This is a genomic window from Enterobacter cloacae complex sp. ESBL7 (assembly GCF_041679625.1).
Classification (GTDB): Bacteria; Pseudomonadota; Gammaproteobacteria; order Enterobacterales; family Enterobacteriaceae; genus Enterobacter; species Enterobacter asburiae_B.
Genome location: NZ_JBGORN010000002.1, coordinates 139,374 through 158,503, shown reverse-complemented (window position 1 = coordinate 158,503; position 19,130 = coordinate 139,374). Strand labels below are relative to the sequence as shown.

The following is a 19,130-nucleotide window of genomic DNA, read 5'->3' as shown; positions in this document are numbered from 1 at the left end:
AGGCCTGATGCCCTCACCCCGGCCCTCTCCCACAGGGAGAGGGAGAAAGGACATTACAGCGCCAGCAGACGCTCAACGGACGGCGCAAAGTAGTAGCCGCCGGTCACCGGTTTGGTGAAGCGCAACATGGCGTCGCGCTTGCCGTCGGTATCACCGAACATGCTCAGCAGCTGCTGCTCAATGTTATGCAGCCGCGCGCAGTAGGCGCAGAAGTAGAGGCCGTGCGTGCCGCTTGCCGTGCCGTACGGCAGGCTCTGGCGGACAATCTTCAGCCCTTTGCCGTCTTCTTTCAGGTCAACGCGGGTCAGGTGAGAAGTTACAGGACGGTCGTCGCCGTCGATCTCTTCGTTGGCTTCTTTAGTGCGGCCAATCATCATCTCCTGGTCGTGCACGCTCATGCGGTTAAGCTGCTTGAGGTTGTGCTCCCAGCGCTGCACGAACACATAGCTGCCGCCAGCGTCCACGCCGTCTTTGATCACCGCCACGTCGCGACGCGTCTCTTCGCCCGCCGGGTTTTCGGTGCCGTCGACGAAGCCGCTCAGATCGCGCTCTTCCACCCAGCGGAAGCCGTGAACCTCTTCCTGCACCTCAATGCTGTCGCCAAAGGCCGCTACTGCCGCCTGGGCAACGGAGAAGTTCACGTCGTGACGCAGGGAGAGAATGTGGATCAGCACGTCGTACTGAGTCGCCGGAGCCAGACCTTTGCCGTAAGGGATGAAGTCTTTCAGCTCTTCCGCCCCTTCTCCACCGCTCAGCTGACGCCAGACGTTATTGCCAAAGGCAACAACGGCGCCGAGGTGCGCTTCCGGGAATTTGGCCTGGAAGGTGGCCAGCTTATCAACAAACGCTTTACTGGCCGCACGCAGGGCATCCACGTCCCCTTTAACATTGGCTTCAATCCAAATCGCCGCGCGGCAATGTTCTGGCAAAATGCCACTCTGAACCTGAGACATCGCTCCTCCTGAAATAAAGATGCCACGTCAGCGTGGCATTGATGGCGGCTATTATACCCGGATTTCAGCGAGGCGGTTTGTTCAGGCGCAAATTACTGCTTCCAGAGTATTTTGCTCACTTTCCAGCTCCTGAGCGTGTCGTCAGACGGCATCAGACCTTCCGGGCCGCTCCAGGTTCCTGTGAAGACATAGCTGATGTGCTGGCTGCCTTCAGCCTTACATTCCACCGCGACCTTGTCGTCAGACGGCAGGCTGGTGCAGTTGCCAAAGGCCTGCTTATAAAGGTCGCTGAACGGCGTACCCACCTTCACACCGCTCGCCGTCGGGATATCTTCATCCATCACGGCAATTCGGTTTACGGTGCCTTTGTCACCGTTAATCACCAGCGCCAGCTTGTCGCCCTTCAGCGCTTCGTAATAGCGAACAATATTGCCATTCTCCGTTTTCATGCCGCTGCGCAGGCGGTAATCGCTGCTGAGCGCATCCTGAATAGCGTCCTGATCCAGCGCCGTCGCGGCGGTAATTTTCCCCACGCCCTGCTCGGTGACTTCCGTTGATGAGCCAAACCAGTTCCACGGATACGCGGCGGACCAGTTAATGGAGGAGAGCGTCGAACAGCCGGTCAACGCCAGCGGGAGAGCGCATAAAAGTAAACGCAGCGATTTCATTGAAACGTCCTTTCTTGTTAAATCAACGCTTGTTGGAGTGCGACATCGGCAAAAAGTGCCGGATTAATCATCCTGATGCGCAAAACAGGCGCGAAGACGCGGGTTGGTCAGCAGCCACAGCAGCGCCACAATATCGGCAACCACCAGCGCAACGCCGGTGCCCGTCAGCGGTTCACCGTACCACCAGAGTACCGGCTGCCAGAAGAGCAGCGCAACCTGGGCGAGGATCAGCAGCCAGCGAAGCGCGCGCCAGAAACGTGGGATCGCATGCCGTCGTCCGCTGCACAAAAAAGCGATCACCGCCGGTACGCCCGGCAGCAAGCCGAGCCAGAAGGCGTCATGATCGGGATAAAAGAGATTCAGCAGCGTGTCGCCCTGCCCGCGAGACGCGGCGGCCATCACAAACAGCACCCAAGTTCGGGCCTGGAGCAGCAGAACGCACCAGAATAAAAAGGGCAGCCTGACGCGGCCCTGCGCGTCATAGTCTGCCGGATGGATCTCAGTACTCTTCATCTTCGATCAGACGCTTTCCTAAACTCAGCACGTCGGAATGCTCGTAGCCCAGACGCTCATACATGCCCAGCACCACGTCGTTATCTTCCCGCACCATGATCTGGATTTTCGGGCAGCCGCGGGCGATCAGCTTCTTCTCGAGCCGGTTCAGCAGCGCATTGGCAATGCCGCGGCCACGGTATTCCGGGTGGACGCCCAGATAATAGGCCGAGCCGCGGTGGCCGTCGTAACCGCCCATTACCGTCCCCACAACCTCGCCATTGACTTCCGCGACCAGAAACAGACTGACGTCGTGATTCACCTTACGTTCGATATCCATTTCCGGATCGTTCCACGGACGCAGCAGATCGCAGCGCTCCCAAAGGGTGATCACCTCTTCGAAATCTTCCTGGCGAAAAACGCGTATCTCCATGGTATTAACCGCCTTTTCGGGTTTAAAAACAGTGATTATGGCGCGAAGCTCGCCTTTCGCCAATAACCGGGGAAAATCTCGCCAAAATTTGGCATAATGTCACTTTGTCACGTATTGAAATGAAAAGTAAAACAATTCTCAACATGGACTGTCGTAACGGGAAACACGATACGATATAACACCAGGACCCCATTTTTTAGTATTCAGGCCGCATGAGCACATTCAAACCATTAAAAGCACTCACATCGCGTCGTCAGGTTCTCAAAGCGGGGCTGGCGGCCTTAACGTTAACGGGCATCGCAAAGCAGGCTCAGGCGAAAGACGAGAGCACGCTCAAAACCAGTAACGGACACAGCAAACCGAAAACCAAAAAGCCGGGCGCGAAGCGTCTGGTAATGCTCGACCCGGGCCACGGCGGTATTGATACCGGCGCCATCGGCAAAAACGGGTCGAAAGAAAAACACGTCGTGCTGGCAATTGCAAAAAATGTGCGCGCAATTTTACGCAGCAACGGCATTGACGCCCGTCTGACGCGCTCTGGCGACACCTTTATTCCGCTGTATGACCGCGTTGAGATCGCCCACCAGCACGGTGCAGATCTGTTTATGTCGATTCACGCCGACGGCTTTACCAACCCTTCTGCGGCCGGCGCCTCGGTGTTTGCACTCTCTAACCGGGGCGCCAGTAGCGCCATGGCAAAATACCTCTCCGACCGCGAAAACCGGGCGGATGAAGTCGCCGGGAAAAAAGCCACCGACAAAGATCATCTGCTACAGCAGGTGCTGTTCGACCTCGTGCAGACGGATACGATTAAAAACAGCCTGACGCTCGGCTCGCATATTCTGAAGAAGATTAAGCCGGTGCATCGTCTGCACAGCAAAGGCACCGAGCAGGCGGCATTCGTGGTGCTGAAGTCGCCGTCCATCCCGTCCGTGCTGGTGGAAACGTCCTTCATAACCAACCCGGAAGAAGAGCGGCTCCTCGGCACCACGGCGTTTCGTCAGAAGATCGCCAACGCTATCGCCTCCGGCATTATCAGTTACTTCAACTGGTTCGATAACCAAAAAGCGCACTCCAGGAAACGTTGATGAAACCCGATGCTCAACTGGTCAAAACCTTCCTGCTGCAGCTGCAGGATGAGATCTGCCAGAAACTGGCTGCCGCAGACGGCGGTGAATTTCAGGAAGATAACTGGCAGCGCGAGGCCGGAGGCGGCGGGCGCAGCCGCGTGCTGCGAAACGGCGGCATCTTCGAACAGGCAGGCGTGAATTTTTCCCACGTTCACGGCGACGCCATGCCCGCATCTGCGACGGCGCATCGTCCTGAGCTGGCGGGACGCAGCTTCGAGGCGATGGGCGTTTCGCTGGTAGTGCACCCGCACAACCCGTTCGTGCCCGCCAGCCACGCCAACGTGCGCTTTTTCATTGCGGAAAAACCGGGCGCCGACCCGGTCTGGTGGTTCGGCGGCGGTTTCGATTTAACGCCCTACTACGGCTTCGAAGAAGATGCCGTGCACTGGCACACCACCGCGCGGGATCTTTGCCTGCCGTTTGGCGAAGACGTCTACCCGAAATTTAAAAAGTGGTGCGATGACTACTTTTACCTGAAGCACCGCGACGAGCAGCGCGGCATCGGCGGGCTGTTCTTTGACGATCTCAACGCGCCTGATTTTGATACCGCGTTCAGCTTTATGCGCGCGGTAGGCGAAGGCTATACCGACGCTTATCTGCCGATTGTCGAGCGCCGTAAAAATACCGACTACGGCGTGCGCGAGCGCGAGTTCCAGCTTTACCGCCGCGGGCGCTACGTGGAGTTCAACCTGGTGTGGGATCGCGGGACGCTGTTCGGCCTGCAGACCGGCGGGCGCACGGAGTCGATTCTGATGTCGATGCCGCCGCTGGTGCGCTGGGAGTACTGCTACGAACCAAAAGAAGGCAGCCCGGAGGCTGCCTTGCGTGAGTTTATTCAGGTTCGGGACTGGGTGTAACCCTCCCCTCACCCCGGCCCTCTCCCAAAGGGAGAGGGTTAGGGTGAGGGTAAAAATTATAGCGGCTGCGTCTGCGCCTCAACCACCGCCAGCGCCACCATGTTCACGATACGACGCACGGAGGCAATCGGCGTTAACACGTGCACCGGTTTCGCCACGCCCATCAGTACAGGCCCTACGGTCACCCCTTCAGAGCTGGAGACGCGCAGCAGGTTGTAGCTGATACGCGCCGCTTCCACGTTCGGCATAATCAGTATGTTGGCCGATCCCTTCAGCGGGCTGTCCGGCATACGTTCGTTACGGATGCTTTCCACCAGCGCGGCATCGCCGTGCATTTCCCCGTCAATCATCAGCTCCGGCGCACGCTCGCGCACCAGCTCCAGCGTCTGACGCATTTTGCAGGCCGCCGCGGATTTAGACGAACCAAAGTTAGAGTGCGACAGCAGCGCCACCTTCGGCTCAATACCAAAGCGACGCACGGTCTCGGCGGCCATCACGGTGATTTCCGCTAGCTCGTCCGGGGTCGGATCGTCGTTAACGTAGGTGTCCGCAATAAAGGTGTTGCCGCTCGGCAGCAGCAGCGCGTTCATCGCCCCGGCGGTATGGACGCCGTCGCGATAGCCGAAGATCTCCTGCACCACGCTAAAGTGCTCGTGGTAGTCGCCGATAGTGCCGCAGATCAGCGCGTCCGCCTCGCCGCGATGCACCATGATCGCGCCGATCACCGTCGTGTTGCTGATCACCGCTTTCTGCGCCTGTTCCTGGGTGATCCCCCGGCGCTTCATGATCGCGTAGTATTCGCTCCAGTACTCTTTGAAGCGCGGATCGGATTCGTTGTTCACGATCTCGAAGTCGACGCCCGGCTTGATCTGCAGGCCCAGCTTCTGGATACGCATTTCAATCACGCTCGGACGACCAATCAGGATCGGCTTCGCCAGGCCTAAGGTGATCAGCTCCTGGGTGGCGTGCAGCACGCGCGCCTCTTCCCCTTCCGCCAGCACCACGCGCTTCGCGTCGGCGCGGGCCTGAGAGAAGATCGGCTTCATGAACAGGTTCGTTTTATAGACAAACTCGGTGAGCTTATCGACGTAAGCGTCGAAATCGTGAATCGGACGCGTCGCTACGCCGGAGTCCATCGCCGCTTTGGCCACCGCAGGGGCAATTTTAACAATCAGACGCGGGTCGAACGGTTTTGGAATGATGTAGTCCGGGCCGAAGCTCAGATCCTGATCGCCGTACGCGGACGCAACCACTTCGCTCTGCTCGGCGTGCGCCAGCTCCGCGATGGCATGAACGGCGGCAAGCTTCATCTCTTCGTTGATCGCCGTTGCGCCGACGTCCAGCGCGCCGCGGAAGATGAACGGGAAGCAGAGCACGTTGTTGACCTGGTTCGGGTAGTCCGAACGGCCGGTACAGATGATGGCGTCTTCACGCACCGCTTTCGCCAGCGGCGGCAGGATTTCCGGTTCCGGGTTCGCCAGGGCCAGGATCATTGGCGCACGCGCCATCTTCTTCACCATCTCCTGGGTCAACACTTTCGGACCAGAGCAGCCGAGGAAGATATCCGCGCCGTCGATCACGTCGTCCAGGGTGCGTTTACCGTCGTCGTCCACCGCATACGCCGCTTTGGTTTCCGCCATGTTCGGCTCGCGGTCTTTATAGATAACGCCCTTGGAGTCGCAGACCACAATGTTGTGTTTCTGCATACCCAGCGCCACCAGCAGGTTCATACAGGCGATGGCCGCGGCGCCTGCGCCAGAAACCACCATGCGCACGTCGGAGAGATTTTTCTCTACCACGCGCAGGCCGTTCAGAATCGCGGCGGTGCTGATAATCGCGGTTCCGTGCTGGTCATCATGGAACACGGGAATGTTCATACGCTCGCGCAGCTTCTGCTCGATATAGAAACATTCCGGCGCTTTGATGTCTTCCAGGTTGATCCCGCCGAAGGTCGGCTCCAGCGCGGCCACCACGTTGATGAATTTGTCAGGATCGAGTTCATCCACCTCGATATCGAACACGTCGATACCGGCGAATTTCTTGAACAGCACCCCCTTCCCTTCCATCACCGGCTTACCGGCCAGCGCGCCGATGTTGCCCAGCCCCAGCACCGCCGTGCCGTTAGAGATCACGGCGACAAGGTTGCCGCGCGCGGTATATTTGTAGGCCGCCAGCGGGTCTTTTTCGATTTCCAGACACGGGGCTGCGACGCCCGGCGAATAGGCCAGCGCCAGATCGCGCTGGGTTGCCAGCGGCTTGGTTGGGGAGACCTGGATTTTGCCCGGGACAGGGAACTCGTGAAAATCGAGGGCACTCTGTTTCAACTGCTCATCCATCTTATTTTTCCTTTCACGTATCGGTCAAAAGGGTGACGTAAGCGATCCTGATGCACACCCTGGTGTGCCGCCTAGTATCGCCTCAGGCCGCCTCCTAAACTTTGAAGGCAGCCAAACTCTCACCATCACACATTAAAAATTGTTATCAATTTATAACAGCCATGTTACCCGTCTCAAAAGCAATGCCTCCCCCGTCTGCTATGCTTTTTTGTTAAGTCCATCATGATTTTTCCAGAAGTGTGAACTAACGCACTCATCTAACTCTTTTATTTACAAGGAGTAATTATTTATGAACCAGCTAGACGGCATCAAAAAATTCACCACCGTGGTTGCAGACAGCGGCGATATCGAGTCGATTCGCCACTATCAGCCGGAGGACGCGACCACTAACCCTTCGCTACTGCTCAAAGCTGCAGGGCTTGCCCATTTTAGCCATCTGATTGATGACGCCATTGCCTACGGTAAACAGCGCGGGAAAACGCAGGAGCAGCAGGTTGCCGAAGCCAGCGATAAGCTGGCGGTTAATTTTGGTGCGGAAATTCTTAAAAGCATCCCGGGCCGCGTCTCGACCGAAGTCGACGCCCGCCTCTCGTTCGATAAAGAAAAGAGCATTAATAAGGCGCGTCGCCTGGTGGAACTGTACGAGGAGCAGGGGATCGATAAATCGCGCATTCTGATCAAGCTGGCCTCCACCTGGGAAGGCATCCGCGCGGCAGAGGTGCTGGAAAAAGAAGGCATCCACTGCAACCTGACGCTGCTGTTCTCGTTTGCCCAGGCGCGCGCCTGCGCTGAAGCGGGCGTGTTCCTCGTCTCGCCGTTTGTCGGGCGCATCTACGACTGGTATCAGGCGAAACAGCCGATGGATCCGTACGTGGTGGATGAGGATCCGGGCGTGAAATCGGTCCGTAATATCTACGACTACTACAAACAGCACCGCTATGAAACCATCGTGATGGGGGCCAGCTTCCGGCGTACCGAGCAGATCCTCGCCCTGGCAGGCTGCGACCGTCTGACCATCTCCCCTAACCTGCTCCAGGAGCTCCAGGACAAAGAAGAAATGGTGATCCGCAAGCTGGTGCCGACCTCCACCGTTCTGCCAAAACCGAAAGCCATGACCGAAGCGGAGTTCCGCTGGGAGCACAATCAGGACGCCATGGCCGTGGAAAAACTGGCGGACGGCATCCGCCAGTTCGCCGTCGACCAGCGCAAACTTGAAGATCTTCTCGCCGCCAAACTTTAACCTTGCCACGGAGTGAACTATGTCCCGTAAAGAGCTAGCCAATGCCATTCGCGCCCTCAGCATGGATGCCGTGCAAAAAGCCAATTCCGGCCACCCCGGCGCGCCGATGGGCATGGCTGATATTGCCGAAGTGCTGTGGAACGACTTTCTGAAGCACAACCCCAATGACCCGACCTGGTACGATCGCGACCGCTTTATTCTCTCCAACGGTCACGCCTCAATGCTGCTCTACAGCCTGCTGCACCTTTCCGGCTACGATCTGCCGCTTGAGGAGCTGAAAAACTTCCGCCAGCTGCACTCCAAAACGCCGGGGCACCCGGAAATTGGCTATACGCCGGGCGTGGAAACAACGACCGGGCCACTCGGTCAGGGGCTGGCCAATGCGGTCGGGCTGGCGATTGCTGAACGCACGCTGGCGGCACAGTTTAACCAGCCGGACCACGAGATTGTCGACCACTACACCTACGTGTTTATGGGCGACGGCTGCCTTATGGAGGGGATTTCCCATGAGGTCTGCTCCCTGGCGGGCACGCTGGGGCTCGGCAAGCTGATTGGCTTCTACGATCACAACGGCATCTCCATCGACGGGGAGACCGAAGGCTGGTTTACCGACGACACGGCAAAACGCTTTGAAGCCTACCACTGGCACGTGGTGCACGAGATCGACGGCCACGATCCTGAGGCGGTGAAAAAAGCGATTCAGGAAGCGCAGAGCGTGAAGGATAAACCGTCCCTGATTATCTGCCGTACGGTCATCGGCTTCGGCTCGCCGAATAAGGCGGGCAAAGAGGAGGCGCACGGCGCGGCGCTGGGCGAGGAGGAAGTCGCGCTGACCCGGCAAAAGCTGGGGTGGAAACATCCGCCGTTTGAGATCCCGAAAGAGATCTACAGAGCCTGGGATGCCCGTGAGGCGGGTGAAAAGGCCCAGCAGTCCTGGAACGAGAAGTTCGCCGCCTACAAAAAAGCGCACCCGGATCTCGCCGCCGAGTTTTCCCGCCGCATGAGCGGTGGCCTGCCGGAGGACTGGGACGACAGAACCCAGGCGCTGATCGAAAACCTGCAGTCCAACCCGGCGAAAATCGCCACCCGCAAGGCGTCGCAAAATACCCTGAACGCAATCGGCCCTCTCCTGCCCGAACTGCTCGGCGGCTCGGCGGATCTGGCGCCCAGCAACCTGACCATCTGGTCGGGCTCAAAATCGCTGAAAGAGGACATTGCCGGGAACTACATCCACTACGGTGTGCGCGAGTTCGGGATGACCGCGATTGCCAACGGCATCGCCCATCACGGCGGGTTTGTGCCGTACACCGCCACCTTCCTGATGTTCGTCGAGTATGCCCGTAACGCGGCGCGCATGGCGGCCTTAATGAAGGCGCGGCAGATTATGGTTTACACCCATGACTCCATCGGGCTGGGGGAAGACGGGCCTACTCACCAGGCGGTTGAACAGCTGGCAAGCCTGCGCCTGACGCCCAACTTCAGCACCTGGCGTCCGTGCGATCAGGTCGAAGCGGCGGTGGGCTGGAAGCTGGCGGTGGAACGCCACAACGGCCCAACGGCACTGATCCTGTCACGCCAGAACCTGGCGCAGATTGAGCGAACCCCGGAGCAGGTGAAAAACATCGCCCGCGGCGGCTACATCCTGAAGGACAGCGGCGGCAAGCCGGACGTGATCCTGATTGCGACCGGCTCCGAGGTGGAAATCACGGTGAAAGCGGCGGAGAAACTGACTGCCGAAGGTCACGCGGTGCGCGTGGTGTCCCTACCCTCAACGGATATTTTTGACGCCCAGGACGAGGCGTACCGGGAATCGGTCCTGCCGTCCAGCGTCGCGGCTCGCGTGGCGGTGGAAGCCGGTATTGCCGACTACTGGTACAAATATGTCGGGCTCAAAGGGGCGATTGTCGGCATGCGAGGCTACGGCGAGTCCGCCCCTGCCGACAAGCTGTTCCCGTACTTCGGCTTTACCGTTGAGAACGTGGTGGAGAAGGCGCTGAGCGTGATCTAGTGGGGTCTGCGTTGCCGGGTGGCGGCTACGCCTTACCCGGCCTACTAAAACCGCCAAACCGTAGGCCGGGTAAGCAACAGCGCCACCCGGCATAAAACTACCGCGTGATCCACAGCGTGGGCCAGGCATCTGGCCCGTTCCAGCTGTCGCAGCTGGGCTCCTCGGCGTAGCGCACCAGGCGGAAGCGCTGGCCGTCAAAACGCCAGCGCGTCTGGATCCCGCAATCGCCCAAACCGCGCCCCAGCGCGAGCGTTGTCAGCTCGCGCGTCTTTTCATCGAAGCTGGCGTTCATCAACTCCATTTCGCTCCCGTCGCCTGACGGCGTAAACGGCAGACGCAGCCTGACGCTGCGCGCGGTGAACGGTTTTTTACGTGATACCAGCCACGCCAGATCGACCGTGTTATAGGCCCCCGCCTCGCAACTGACGATCAGCAGCGCTTTGTCATCGGTTAACGCGGTGACGCGCACTTCCCGACGGTTAGGATCCAGCGAGCACTGGCTGGTGTTCATCCGTCCGGTACCATAGTCCAGCAGGTCGTTCAGTTCGGCGTGGGAGAGCGGCGTCGGGGTCGGGTTGACGACCGCCACCTTTTTAAGGGCAGGAGCAGGCGGAACGCTTAACGGCGGATCGTCACCTTTCTTGATCCACGCGGTTTCACTGCCGACGCGCTTTTGCTGCGCATCAATGAACAGCAGCGCGGCTTTCAGACCGCTCAGTGAAATAACCTGCTTACCGTCGCGCAGGGTCAGTGCCTTCCCTTCCTGGATGTTTTTCAGAAAGGCGGTTATGGTGGCCGCATCGTCCGTTTTAAGATGCCAGGGCGTGAGCTGCCAGCGCTGTTTGTCCAGCTTCAGGGGAACGTTATCCAGCAGCAGCCGGGGGGCAATCTCTGGCTCTTTTACCGAGGGCGTATCAAGGCCGCCGAGATCGATACGCAGCGTGGCGTCCGTTTTCGCCCCGGCGCTACGGGTGAGCGTCATGACCAGACCACGGTGTTCACCCGTGTTGCGTGCGAGGCAAAAATTCTGGTTGTTGCAGGTTACCTGCCAGTCGGAGAAGGCTTGCTGGGCAGGTGCAGCCCGCACCTGCGGCGCGAGGAGCACACAAAACAGGTAAAACAAAAAGACGCTGTAGCGCATGAATGACACAATCCCGGAACGAAAACGCTTAACTGGGCAGTATCTTCGTGTTCCCGCCGGGGTTGCTCAATCGGATTTATCAGATATACCCGAAAAACAGGCTATATCCGTTCGAAAGTGGTGCTCATCAGCCCGGTTGTCTGTAAATACTGCAGTAATATCACCGCTTTACCATCCCTGATTTCGCCTGAACGCACCATCTCCAGCGCCCGGGCAAAAGGAAGCTCCAGCACTTCGATATCTTCATCCTCCACGCCACCGCCGCGGTGAGTGCGCTGCGCGTCGCTGTATTCCGCGATGAAGAAATGCACAATTTCCGTTACGCCGCCCGGCGACATAAACAGCTCGAAGACCTTTTTGACCTCGCCCACTTCGAAGCCGGTCTCTTCCACGGCCTCTTTGCGGATACAAACTTCCGGCTCATCATCATCGAGCAGGCCCGCGCAGGTTTCAATCAAACGTCCGTCAGGGTTGCCATTAACCCATGTCGCCACCCTGAACTGACGGATCAGCACCACGCTCTGCTTTTCACGGTTATAGAGCAGAATGGTTGCCCCGTTGCCGCGGTCGTAGACCTCGCGTTTGTGGCGGATAACCTCACCGTTGTTACGCGTAAGGTCATAGGTGATGTTACGCAGGACAAAGTAGTTTTCAGAGAGAATTTTGTCTTTGATAACGTCAATTTTCAGGGTCATACGGGCTCCACAACACAATGAGTCGTCCTATACTACGCCGTGAATCCCGCTTTGTCGCCCGCCGGTTTAATGATGTTTTGGGGCGTTAACCCCAAGCCAGTCGAGTATCCCCTGCGCCGCATGACGCCCTTCCGCCATTGCGGTCACCACCAGATCCGCGCCGCGAACCGCATCGCCCCCGGCGAAGATCTGTGGGTTAGTCGTCTGGTAACGGTAGCGGCTCTCGACGGAGGCAACGATCCGCCCCCGGTCGTCCGTTTCGACACCCTGCGCCTGCAGCCACGGCATCGCGTGCGGGTTAAAACCAAACGCCATGATGACCGCATCAGCGGCCATCACGAACTCGCTGCCCGCCACGGGAACCGGTCGACGCCGTCCCTGCGCGTCCGGCTCACCGAGCTCGGTACGCAGCATTCGGATACCGTTGACCTTACCGTTCGGATCCAGCGTCAGCTCAACCGGCTGGACGTTAAATTCAAACGCCGCACCCTCTTCTCGGGCGTTCTTCACCTCTTTCTTCGAGCCAGGCATATTGGCCTCATCCCGACGATAGGCGCAGGTCACCTTTGCCGCGCCGTGGCGTAACGCGGTGCGGACGCAGTCCATCGCGGTATCGCCCCCGCCAAGCACCACCACGTTTAAGCCCTGGGTGTCGATGAACGGTTCGCTGGCCGTCGCCTCCAGCCCCATAACGTGTCGCGTGTTGCCCACCAGGAAAGGCAGCGCGTCATAAACTCCAGGCGCGTCCTCGTGCGGGATACCCGCCTTCATCGAGCGATAGGTTCCCACGCCAATAAACAGGGCGTCGTAATCCTGCTTTAACTGCGACATCGACACGTCCTGGCCCACCTCGCAGTTCAGCTCAAAGCGGATCCCCATCGCGGTAAATATCTCTCTGCGCCGCGCGAGCAGCGATTTGTCCAGCTTGAATGCCGGGATGCCAAAGGTCAGCAATCCGCCAATTTCCGGATGCCGGTCATAGACCGTCACACTCGCGCCGCTGCGCGCCAGCACGTCGGCGCACGCCAGCCCGGCGGGCCCTGCGCCGACGATCGCAACACGTTTACCTGTCGGCGTGACGGCGGACATATCCGGCCGCCAGCCCATCGCCAGCGCCCGATCGGAGATATAGCGCTCGATGTTACCGATGGTCACGGATCCCGCCTCTTCACGTATTGTGCAGGCACCTTCGCATAATCGGTCCTGCGGACAGACGCGGCCGGTAATTTCAGGTAAACAGTTGGTCTGATGTGAAAGCTCGACCGCGCCGGCGATATCCCCCGCGTTGAGGCGCTCGATCCACTGCGGGATGTGGTTATGCAGCGGGCAGGTCCATTCGCAAATGCTGTGCTCGCCGCATTTCAGGCAGCGCGACGCCTCGCGGGCGGCCTGCTCGTCCCGGAACGGCAGGTAAATTTCGTTAAAATGGCCCACGCGTTCTGCGGCAGCCAGCTTGTCGGGCTCGCCGCGTGGCGGGGTTGTTTGCATCTGATGCAGTTTGGTGCGCGAAGCGTCCTCTCTGACGGCTTCCGCATGCCAGGGCTGCGCTTCCAGGCAGGCCGTGCGCTGGCGGCGCGATTTCGCCAGAGTATCAAGGACAGCAGGCGTCGCCAGTGAGAGGACATCTGCCGGGCAATTTTCGATACAGGCCGGGCCGTGTAGCCGCGTCAGACAGAGATCGCATTTATTCGCCGAGGCCTTCACGCCGCCGCTGTCGAGCGGGGTGACGATAATCTCCATCGTGCCAAACGGGCAGGCCACCACGCAGGCCTTACAGCCGATGCATTTTTGTTGATTCACCTGTACGCTGTCATCGCATTTGCTGATGGCGCCGTTCAGACAGCTTTGCGCGCAGGGCGCGTTTTCACAGTGATGGCAGGTGACGGGGCTACTCTTCTCGCCGGCTCGCAGGACCGTAATGCGGGGATGAAAATGGCGCTCGCTCAGGACGTGCTGCTCATCGTTGTGCGCCATCACGCAGGCCACTTCGCAGGCGCGACACCCGATGCACTGCTGGCTGTTAGCCATAATAAAACGATTCATAACCACACCTGTTTTTGGTTCAATAACCTTATTCTTTGTATGAATATGGTATTTACGCATCACGGCGCGATCGGGCAATGTTCAAATGCCCGGAATGCCGAATTATTTACAGTGAACCTGTAGCAGATCAATTTTATTCAGAGAGCCGTTCTGTGACCGTCAAACGACCCGTTTCCGGAAGCCTTGCCTGGGCTTTCTTTTCGATAATTGCCTTATCGGTGCTGACCAGTACCGTCGCGCTGCTGACGCTAGCCAGCAGCCAGCGTGACGCCGAAGCCATTAATATCGCGGGTTCGCTGCGCATGCAGAGCTATCGTCTGGGCTACGAGATGCAGCGCAACAGCCCTGCCCTTGCCGCGCATCGCGACAGCTGGCAACGGACGCTGAGCGCGCCTGCCCTGCAGAAGCTGAACCGCTGGTACGTCCCGGACAATGTTAAAGCGCGCTACCAGCAGCTGCACGTGGCCTGGCTGGAGATGGATGCACACATCGCCCGCGGCGACAGCGCGTGGTATCAAACCCACATTGAGGATTTTGTTGGCCGCATTGATGCCTTTGTGCTCGCCCTCCAGCACTACACTGAACATAAAATTCAGACGGTGACCCTGCTCTCGCTGGCGGGCGCCCTCGGGATCCTGCTGCTGACGCTGTTTACGCTGCGACGCATCCGTCGCCAGGTGGTGTTGCCGCTTAACAATCTGGTAGCGGCCAGCGAACGGGTTGAGCGAGGGGAATTTGCAACCCCGGCGCCCGATACCGCCCTGCCGAACGAGCTGGGCCAACTCTCCCGCGCCTTCAACCACATGTCCGCCGAGCTGGCTACGCTCTACCGTTCTCTCGAAGCCTCGGTCGCTGAAAAGACGCGGCATCTGCATGAAGCCCACCAGCAGCTCGACATGCTGTTCAAATGCTCTCAGGCGCTGAATACCGGCCAGATAGACAGCCACTGCTTTCGGCATATCCTGCAGATTGTCCATGACTATACGCAAATGAATTATCTCGAACTGCGCACCAGCGACGACTGGCGGCTGTCTGAAGGGACGGAGTCACATGGCATTCCTTTGCAGCACCTCCCGGTACTGATGCAGGACACCCTTTATGGCGAGCTGCGCTGGCAAAGCGAGACGGACAGCGTTCCCCTTCCGCTGATGAGAAGCGTGGCGACCATGCTCGGGCGCGGGCTGTACTTTAACCAGGCGCAAAAACATTACCAGCAGCTGCTGCTGATGGAAGAGCGCGCCACCATTGCACGCGAGCTGCACGATTCGCTGGCGCAGGTGCTGTCGTATCTGCGCATTCAGCTTGCGCTGCTCAAACGCGCCGTGCCCGAGGAAAATATCCCGGCGCAGACCATCATCACCGACTTCTCCCGCGAGCTGAACAATGCCTGGCAGCAGCTGCGCGAGCTGCTCACCACCTTCCGCCTGACGCTGAACCACGCGAACTTACCCGCAGCGCTGCAGGAGTCCCTCGACGTCCTGCAGAGCCAGACGCAGGCGAAGCTGCATCTCGACTGCCGTCTTTCCTCGCTGGCGCTGGACGCGCAAAAGCAGGTGCATTTGCTGCAGATCGTGCGTGAGGCCGTGCTGAACGCCATTAAGCACGCGCAGGCCAGCGAGATCACCGTAAGCTGCGTGACCGCCGTGGACGGTACGCACAGCGTCAGCATACGCGATAACGGCATCGGGATTGGCGAAGCCAGCGAGCCGCCGGGACACTACGGCCTGAACATTATGCGCGAACGCGCGCAACGGCTCGGAGGAATGCTGCACTTCTCGCAGCCGCAAAACGGCGGCACGCTGGTCAGCGTGACGTTCCCGGCGCCCGCGCCGTTAACGGGTAAATAACGGTAAAGGAGGACGCGCAGGAAAAAGCGCATGATAATTTACATTATCTCCTTTATTTCTCCACGTTTGGCCTGGGCCTTACCGCTAAAGTTATGCGGGCAATAAACAATAATGACGTGCAGCAAAACGAGGTCACTCTTTCATGGCGAATTTTTTCATCGATCGCCCCATTTTTGCCTGGGTGCTTGCCATCCTGTTGTGTCTGACAGGTGTCCTGGCGATTACTTCACTTCCTGTTGAGCAATACCCCGATCTGGCACCGCCTAACGTGCGCGTAACGGCAAACTACCCCGGCGCTTCCGCACAAACGCTGGAAAACACCGTGACGCAGGTTATCGAGCAGAACATGACGGGTCTGGATAACCTGATGTACATGTCCTCACAAAGTAGCGCCACGGGCCAGGCGACGGTTACCCTGAGCTTTAAGGCGGGCACGGACCCGGACGAAGCGGTGCAGCAGGTGCAAAACCAGCTGCAGTCGGCCATGCGCAAGCTGCCCCAGGCGGTGCAGAATCAGGGCGTGACCGTGCGTAAAACCGGTGATACCAACATTTTGACCATCGCGTTTGTCTCGACAGATGGCTCGATGGATAAACAGGACATTGCGGACTACGTCGCCAGTAATATTCAGGATCCCATCAGCCGTATCAACGGCGTCGGCGATATCGACGCTTACGGCTCACAGTACTCTATGCGCATCTGGCTCGATCCCAACAAGCTGAACAGCGTCCAGATGACGGCAACCGACGTGACGAATGCCATCAAGGCCCAGAACGCCCAGATTGCGGTGGGGCAGCTGGGGGGAACACCGTCCGTCGATAAGCAGGCCCTGAACGCCACCATCAATTCGCAATCCCTGCTGCAGACGCCGGACCAGTTCCGCAACATCACCCTGCGCGTGAATCAGGATGGGTCGGAAGTGCGTCTGGGCGATGTCGCCACGGTGGAAATGGGGGCGGAAAAATATGACTACCTGAGCCGCTTTAACGGCAACCAGGCCTCCGGTCTGGGGATAAAGCTTGCCTCCGGCGCAAACGAAATGGCCACGGCAAAACTGGTGTTAGACCGTCTGGACGAGCTTTCACAGTATTTTCCGCACGGGCTGGAGTACAAAGTCGCCTACGAAACCACCTCCTTCGTTAAAGCGTCGATCGAGGACGTGGTGAAGACCCTGCTGGAAGCCATCGCGCTGGTGTTCCTGGTGATGTATCTGTTCCTGCAAAACTTCCGCGCGACGCTGATCCCAACCATTGCCGTTCCCGTGGTGCTGCTGGGGACCTTTGCGGTGCTTTACGCGTTCGGGTACAGCATTAATACCCTGACGATGTTTGCGATGGTGCTGGCGATTGGCCTTCTGGTGGATGATGCCATCGTGGTGGTTGAAAACGTCGAGCGCATCATGAGCGAAGAAGGACTCTCGCCGCGCCAGGCGACGCGCAAATCCATGGGGCAAATTCAGGGGGCGCTGGTCGGTATCGCGATGGTGCTGTCGGCCGTCTTTATCCCGATGGCCTTCTTTGGCGGCACCACCGGGGCGATTTACCGTCAGTTCTCGATAACCATCGTCTCGGCGATGGTGCTCTCCGTGCTGGTGGCGCTGATCCTCACCCCCGCGCTGTGCGCCACCATTCTGAAACCGCTGCACAAAGGGGAGCAGCACGGGCAAAAAGGGTTCTTCGGCTGGTTTAACCGGATGTTCAACCGCAATGCCGCGCGGTATGAATCTGCCGTCGGTGGCGTGCTCCATCGCAGCCTGCGCTGGATGATGATTTACGTTGTGCTGCTGGGCGGCATGGTCTGGCTGTTTATGCATCTCCCCACCTCGTTCCTGCCTATGGAAGACCGGGGCATGTTCACCACCTCGGTGCAGCTCCCGAGCGGCGCAACGCAGCAGCAGACGCTGAAAGTGGTCCAGAAAGTGGAGCAGTACTTCTTCACCAAAGAGAAAGATAACGTTGTGTCGGTCTTCTCCACCGTGGGCTCTGGCCCGGGCGGAAACGGGCAGAACGTCGCCCGCATGTTCGTCCGCCTGAAGGACTGGGACGAGCGCGATACCCGAACGGGAACGTCATTTGCCATTATTGAGCGCGCGACCAAAGCCTTTGCGCATATTAAAGAGGCGCGCGTCTTCGCCAGCAGCCCGCCGGCGATAAGCGGCCTGGGCAGTTCTGCCGGGTTTGACATGGAGCTGCAGGATCACGCCGGTGCGGGCCACACGGCGCTGATGGCGGCACGCGATAAGCTGTTAGCGCTGGCGGGCAACGATCCTGGCCTGACCCGCGTTCGCCATAACGGTCTTGACGACAGCCCGCAGCTCCAGGTGGATATCGATCAGCGTAAGGCGCAGGCGCTGGGCGTGTCGATCAACGATATCAACGATACCCTGCAGACGGCGTGGGGCTCGAGCTATGTGAATGACTTTATGGATCGCGGCCGCGTGAAAAAAGTGTATGTCCAGTCCGCCGCGCCGTTCCGCATGCTGCCGGATGATATAAACCGCTGGTTTGTCAGGAATAACGCTGGCGGCATGGTGCCGTTCTCCGCGTTTGCCACCTCGCACTGGGAGAGCGGTTCGCCGCGTCTGGAGCGCTATAACGGCTACTCTGCGGTTGAAATCGTCGGGGAAGCTGCGCCGGGCGTCAGTACCGGTACCGCTATGGATACCATGGAAAAACTGGTCCAGCAGCTGCCCGCCGGTTTTGGTCTGGAGTGGACGGCCATGTCCTACCAGGAGCGACTCTCCGGGGCACAGGCTCCCGCACTTTACGCGCTCTCTCTGCTGGTGGTCTTCCTCTGCCTAGCCGCACTGTATGAAAGCTGGTCAGTCCCGTTCTCGGTCATGCTGGTCGTGCCGCTTGGCGTCATCGGTGCGCTGCTGGCGACCTGGATGCGCGGCCTCGAGAACGATGTTTACTTCCAGGTGGGTCTGCTCACCGTGATTGGGCTATCGGCGAAAAACGCCATTCTGATCGTTGAATTTGCCAACGAGATGAATGCCAAAGGCCACGAGCTGATGGCCGCCACGCTGCACGCCTGCCGTCAGCGCTTACGCCCGATCCTGATGACGTCGCTGGCGTTTGTCTTTGGCGTACTGCCGATGGCAACCAGTACGGGTGCAGGCTCCAGCAGCCAGCATGCCGTCGGGACGGGAGTGATGGGCGGCATGATTTCGGCCACCATCCTGGCCATTTACTTCGTGCCGTTGTTCTTTGTGCTGGTGCGTCGTCGCTTCCCGCTAAAGGAACGGGCTGAGTAAGTGATTGAAATAAAAAAAGGCGGTTTTATCG

14 protein-coding genes are annotated in these 19,130 nt (G+C 58.9%); 6 read left to right on the top strand and 8 right to left on the bottom strand.

Going from position 1 to position 19,130, the window contains the following annotated elements; all coding sequences use genetic code 11:
• Positions 1-53 precede the first annotated feature (53 nt).
• The 4 genes from ACERY3_RS10875 to ACERY3_RS10860 form a co-directional block, all read right to left on the bottom strand.
• Positions 54-953 (bottom strand): Dyp-type peroxidase, encoded by a 900-nt coding sequence (locus ACERY3_RS10875; RefSeq protein ID WP_029739987.1) that lies wholly within the window; start codon positions 951-953, stop codon positions 54-56.
• Positions 954-1,045: 92 nt separating this feature from the next.
• Positions 1,046-1,621 (bottom strand): RpoE-regulated lipoprotein, encoded by a 576-nt coding sequence (locus tag ACERY3_RS10870; RefSeq protein WP_048974884.1) that lies wholly within the window; start codon positions 1,619-1,621, stop codon positions 1,046-1,048.
• 63 nt (positions 1,622-1,684) lie between these two features.
• The gene (locus ACERY3_RS10865; RefSeq protein ID WP_058841577.1) at positions 1,685-2,134 is read right to left on the bottom strand and encodes a DUF2919 domain-containing protein; all 450 of its coding nucleotides are present in this window, start codon (positions 2,132-2,134) and stop codon (positions 1,685-1,687) included.
• The gene (locus tag ACERY3_RS10860) at positions 2,121-2,546 is read right to left on the bottom strand and encodes a GNAT family acetyltransferase (RefSeq protein ID WP_023308738.1); all 426 of its coding nucleotides are present in this window, start codon (positions 2,544-2,546) and stop codon (positions 2,121-2,123) included. The genes ACERY3_RS10865 and ACERY3_RS10860 overlap by 14 nt, the downstream gene beginning before the upstream one ends.
• Positions 2,547-2,758: 212 nt before the next feature.
• On the opposite strand from ACERY3_RS10860, the gene amiA reads away from it, so the two are divergent.
• Positions 2,759-3,634: an N-acetylmuramoyl-L-alanine amidase AmiA gene (gene amiA, locus ACERY3_RS10855; RefSeq protein ID WP_023308739.1), complete on the top strand. Its 876-nt coding sequence runs from the start codon at positions 2,759-2,761 to the stop codon at positions 3,632-3,634.
• Complete coding sequence (hemF, locus tag ACERY3_RS10850; RefSeq protein WP_058841578.1) at positions 3,634-4,533, top strand: oxygen-dependent coproporphyrinogen oxidase; 900 nt, start codon at positions 3,634-3,636, stop codon at positions 4,531-4,533. Before amiA ends, hemF begins: the two co-directional genes overlap by 1 nt.
• A 56-nt stretch (positions 4,534-4,589) precedes the next feature.
• On the opposite strand, the gene maeB is transcribed toward hemF, so the two are convergent.
• Positions 4,590-6,869, bottom strand: a complete 2,280-nt coding sequence (maeB, locus tag ACERY3_RS10845) for an NADP-dependent oxaloacetate-decarboxylating malate dehydrogenase (protein ID WP_023308741.1) — start codon at positions 6,867-6,869, stop codon at positions 4,590-4,592.
• A gap of 289 nt (positions 6,870-7,158) precedes the next feature.
• Here maeB and tal point away from each other — a divergent pair, with 289 nt between their 5' ends.
• Both tal and tkt read left to right on the top strand, forming a co-directional pair.
• Positions 7,159-8,109: a transaldolase gene (tal, locus tag ACERY3_RS10840; RefSeq protein WP_058841579.1), complete on the top strand. Its 951-nt coding sequence runs from the start codon at positions 7,159-7,161 to the stop codon at positions 8,107-8,109.
• Between the two features lie 19 nt (positions 8,110-8,128).
• Positions 8,129-10,117 (top strand): transketolase, encoded by a 1,989-nt coding sequence (gene tkt / locus ACERY3_RS10835; protein ID WP_029739981.1) that lies wholly within the window; start codon positions 8,129-8,131, stop codon positions 10,115-10,117.
• Between the two features lie 97 nt (positions 10,118-10,214).
• Here the strand turns inward: tkt and ACERY3_RS10830 are convergent, their stop codons facing one another.
• From ACERY3_RS10830 to aegA, 3 genes are all read right to left on the bottom strand, one after another.
• Positions 10,215-11,258, bottom strand: coding sequence for a DUF1176 domain-containing protein (locus ACERY3_RS10830; RefSeq protein WP_045888593.1), 1,044 nt, complete (start codon positions 11,256-11,258; stop codon positions 10,215-10,217).
• Positions 11,259-11,359: 101 nt separating this feature from the next.
• On the bottom strand, positions 11,360-11,953 hold the full coding sequence (gene nudK / locus ACERY3_RS10825) for a GDP-mannose pyrophosphatase NudK (RefSeq protein ID WP_058841580.1): 594 nt from the start codon (positions 11,951-11,953) through the stop codon (positions 11,360-11,362).
• Positions 11,954-12,019: 66 nt separating this feature from the next.
• A complete protein-coding gene (gene aegA / locus ACERY3_RS10820) occupies positions 12,020-13,996 on the bottom strand; it encodes a formate-dependent uric acid utilization protein AegA (RefSeq protein WP_373225599.1) in 1,977 nt (658 codons plus the stop codon).
• A 152-nt stretch (positions 13,997-14,148) separates the two neighbouring features.
• Between aegA and narQ the strand changes: the two genes are divergently transcribed.
• Positions 14,149-15,843 carry a nitrate/nitrite two-component system sensor histidine kinase NarQ gene (gene narQ, locus ACERY3_RS10815; RefSeq protein WP_373225597.1) on the top strand — a complete coding sequence of 565 codons (1,695 nt, stop codon included), beginning with the start codon at positions 14,149-14,151 and terminating at the stop codon, positions 15,841-15,843.
• A gap of 142 nt (positions 15,844-15,985) precedes the next feature.
• Entirely contained in the window at positions 15,986-19,099 is a 3,114-nt protein-coding gene (acrD, locus tag ACERY3_RS10810; protein WP_033146163.1) for a multidrug efflux RND transporter permease AcrD, read from the top strand.
• The last annotated feature ends 31 nt before the right edge of the window (positions 19,100-19,130 follow it).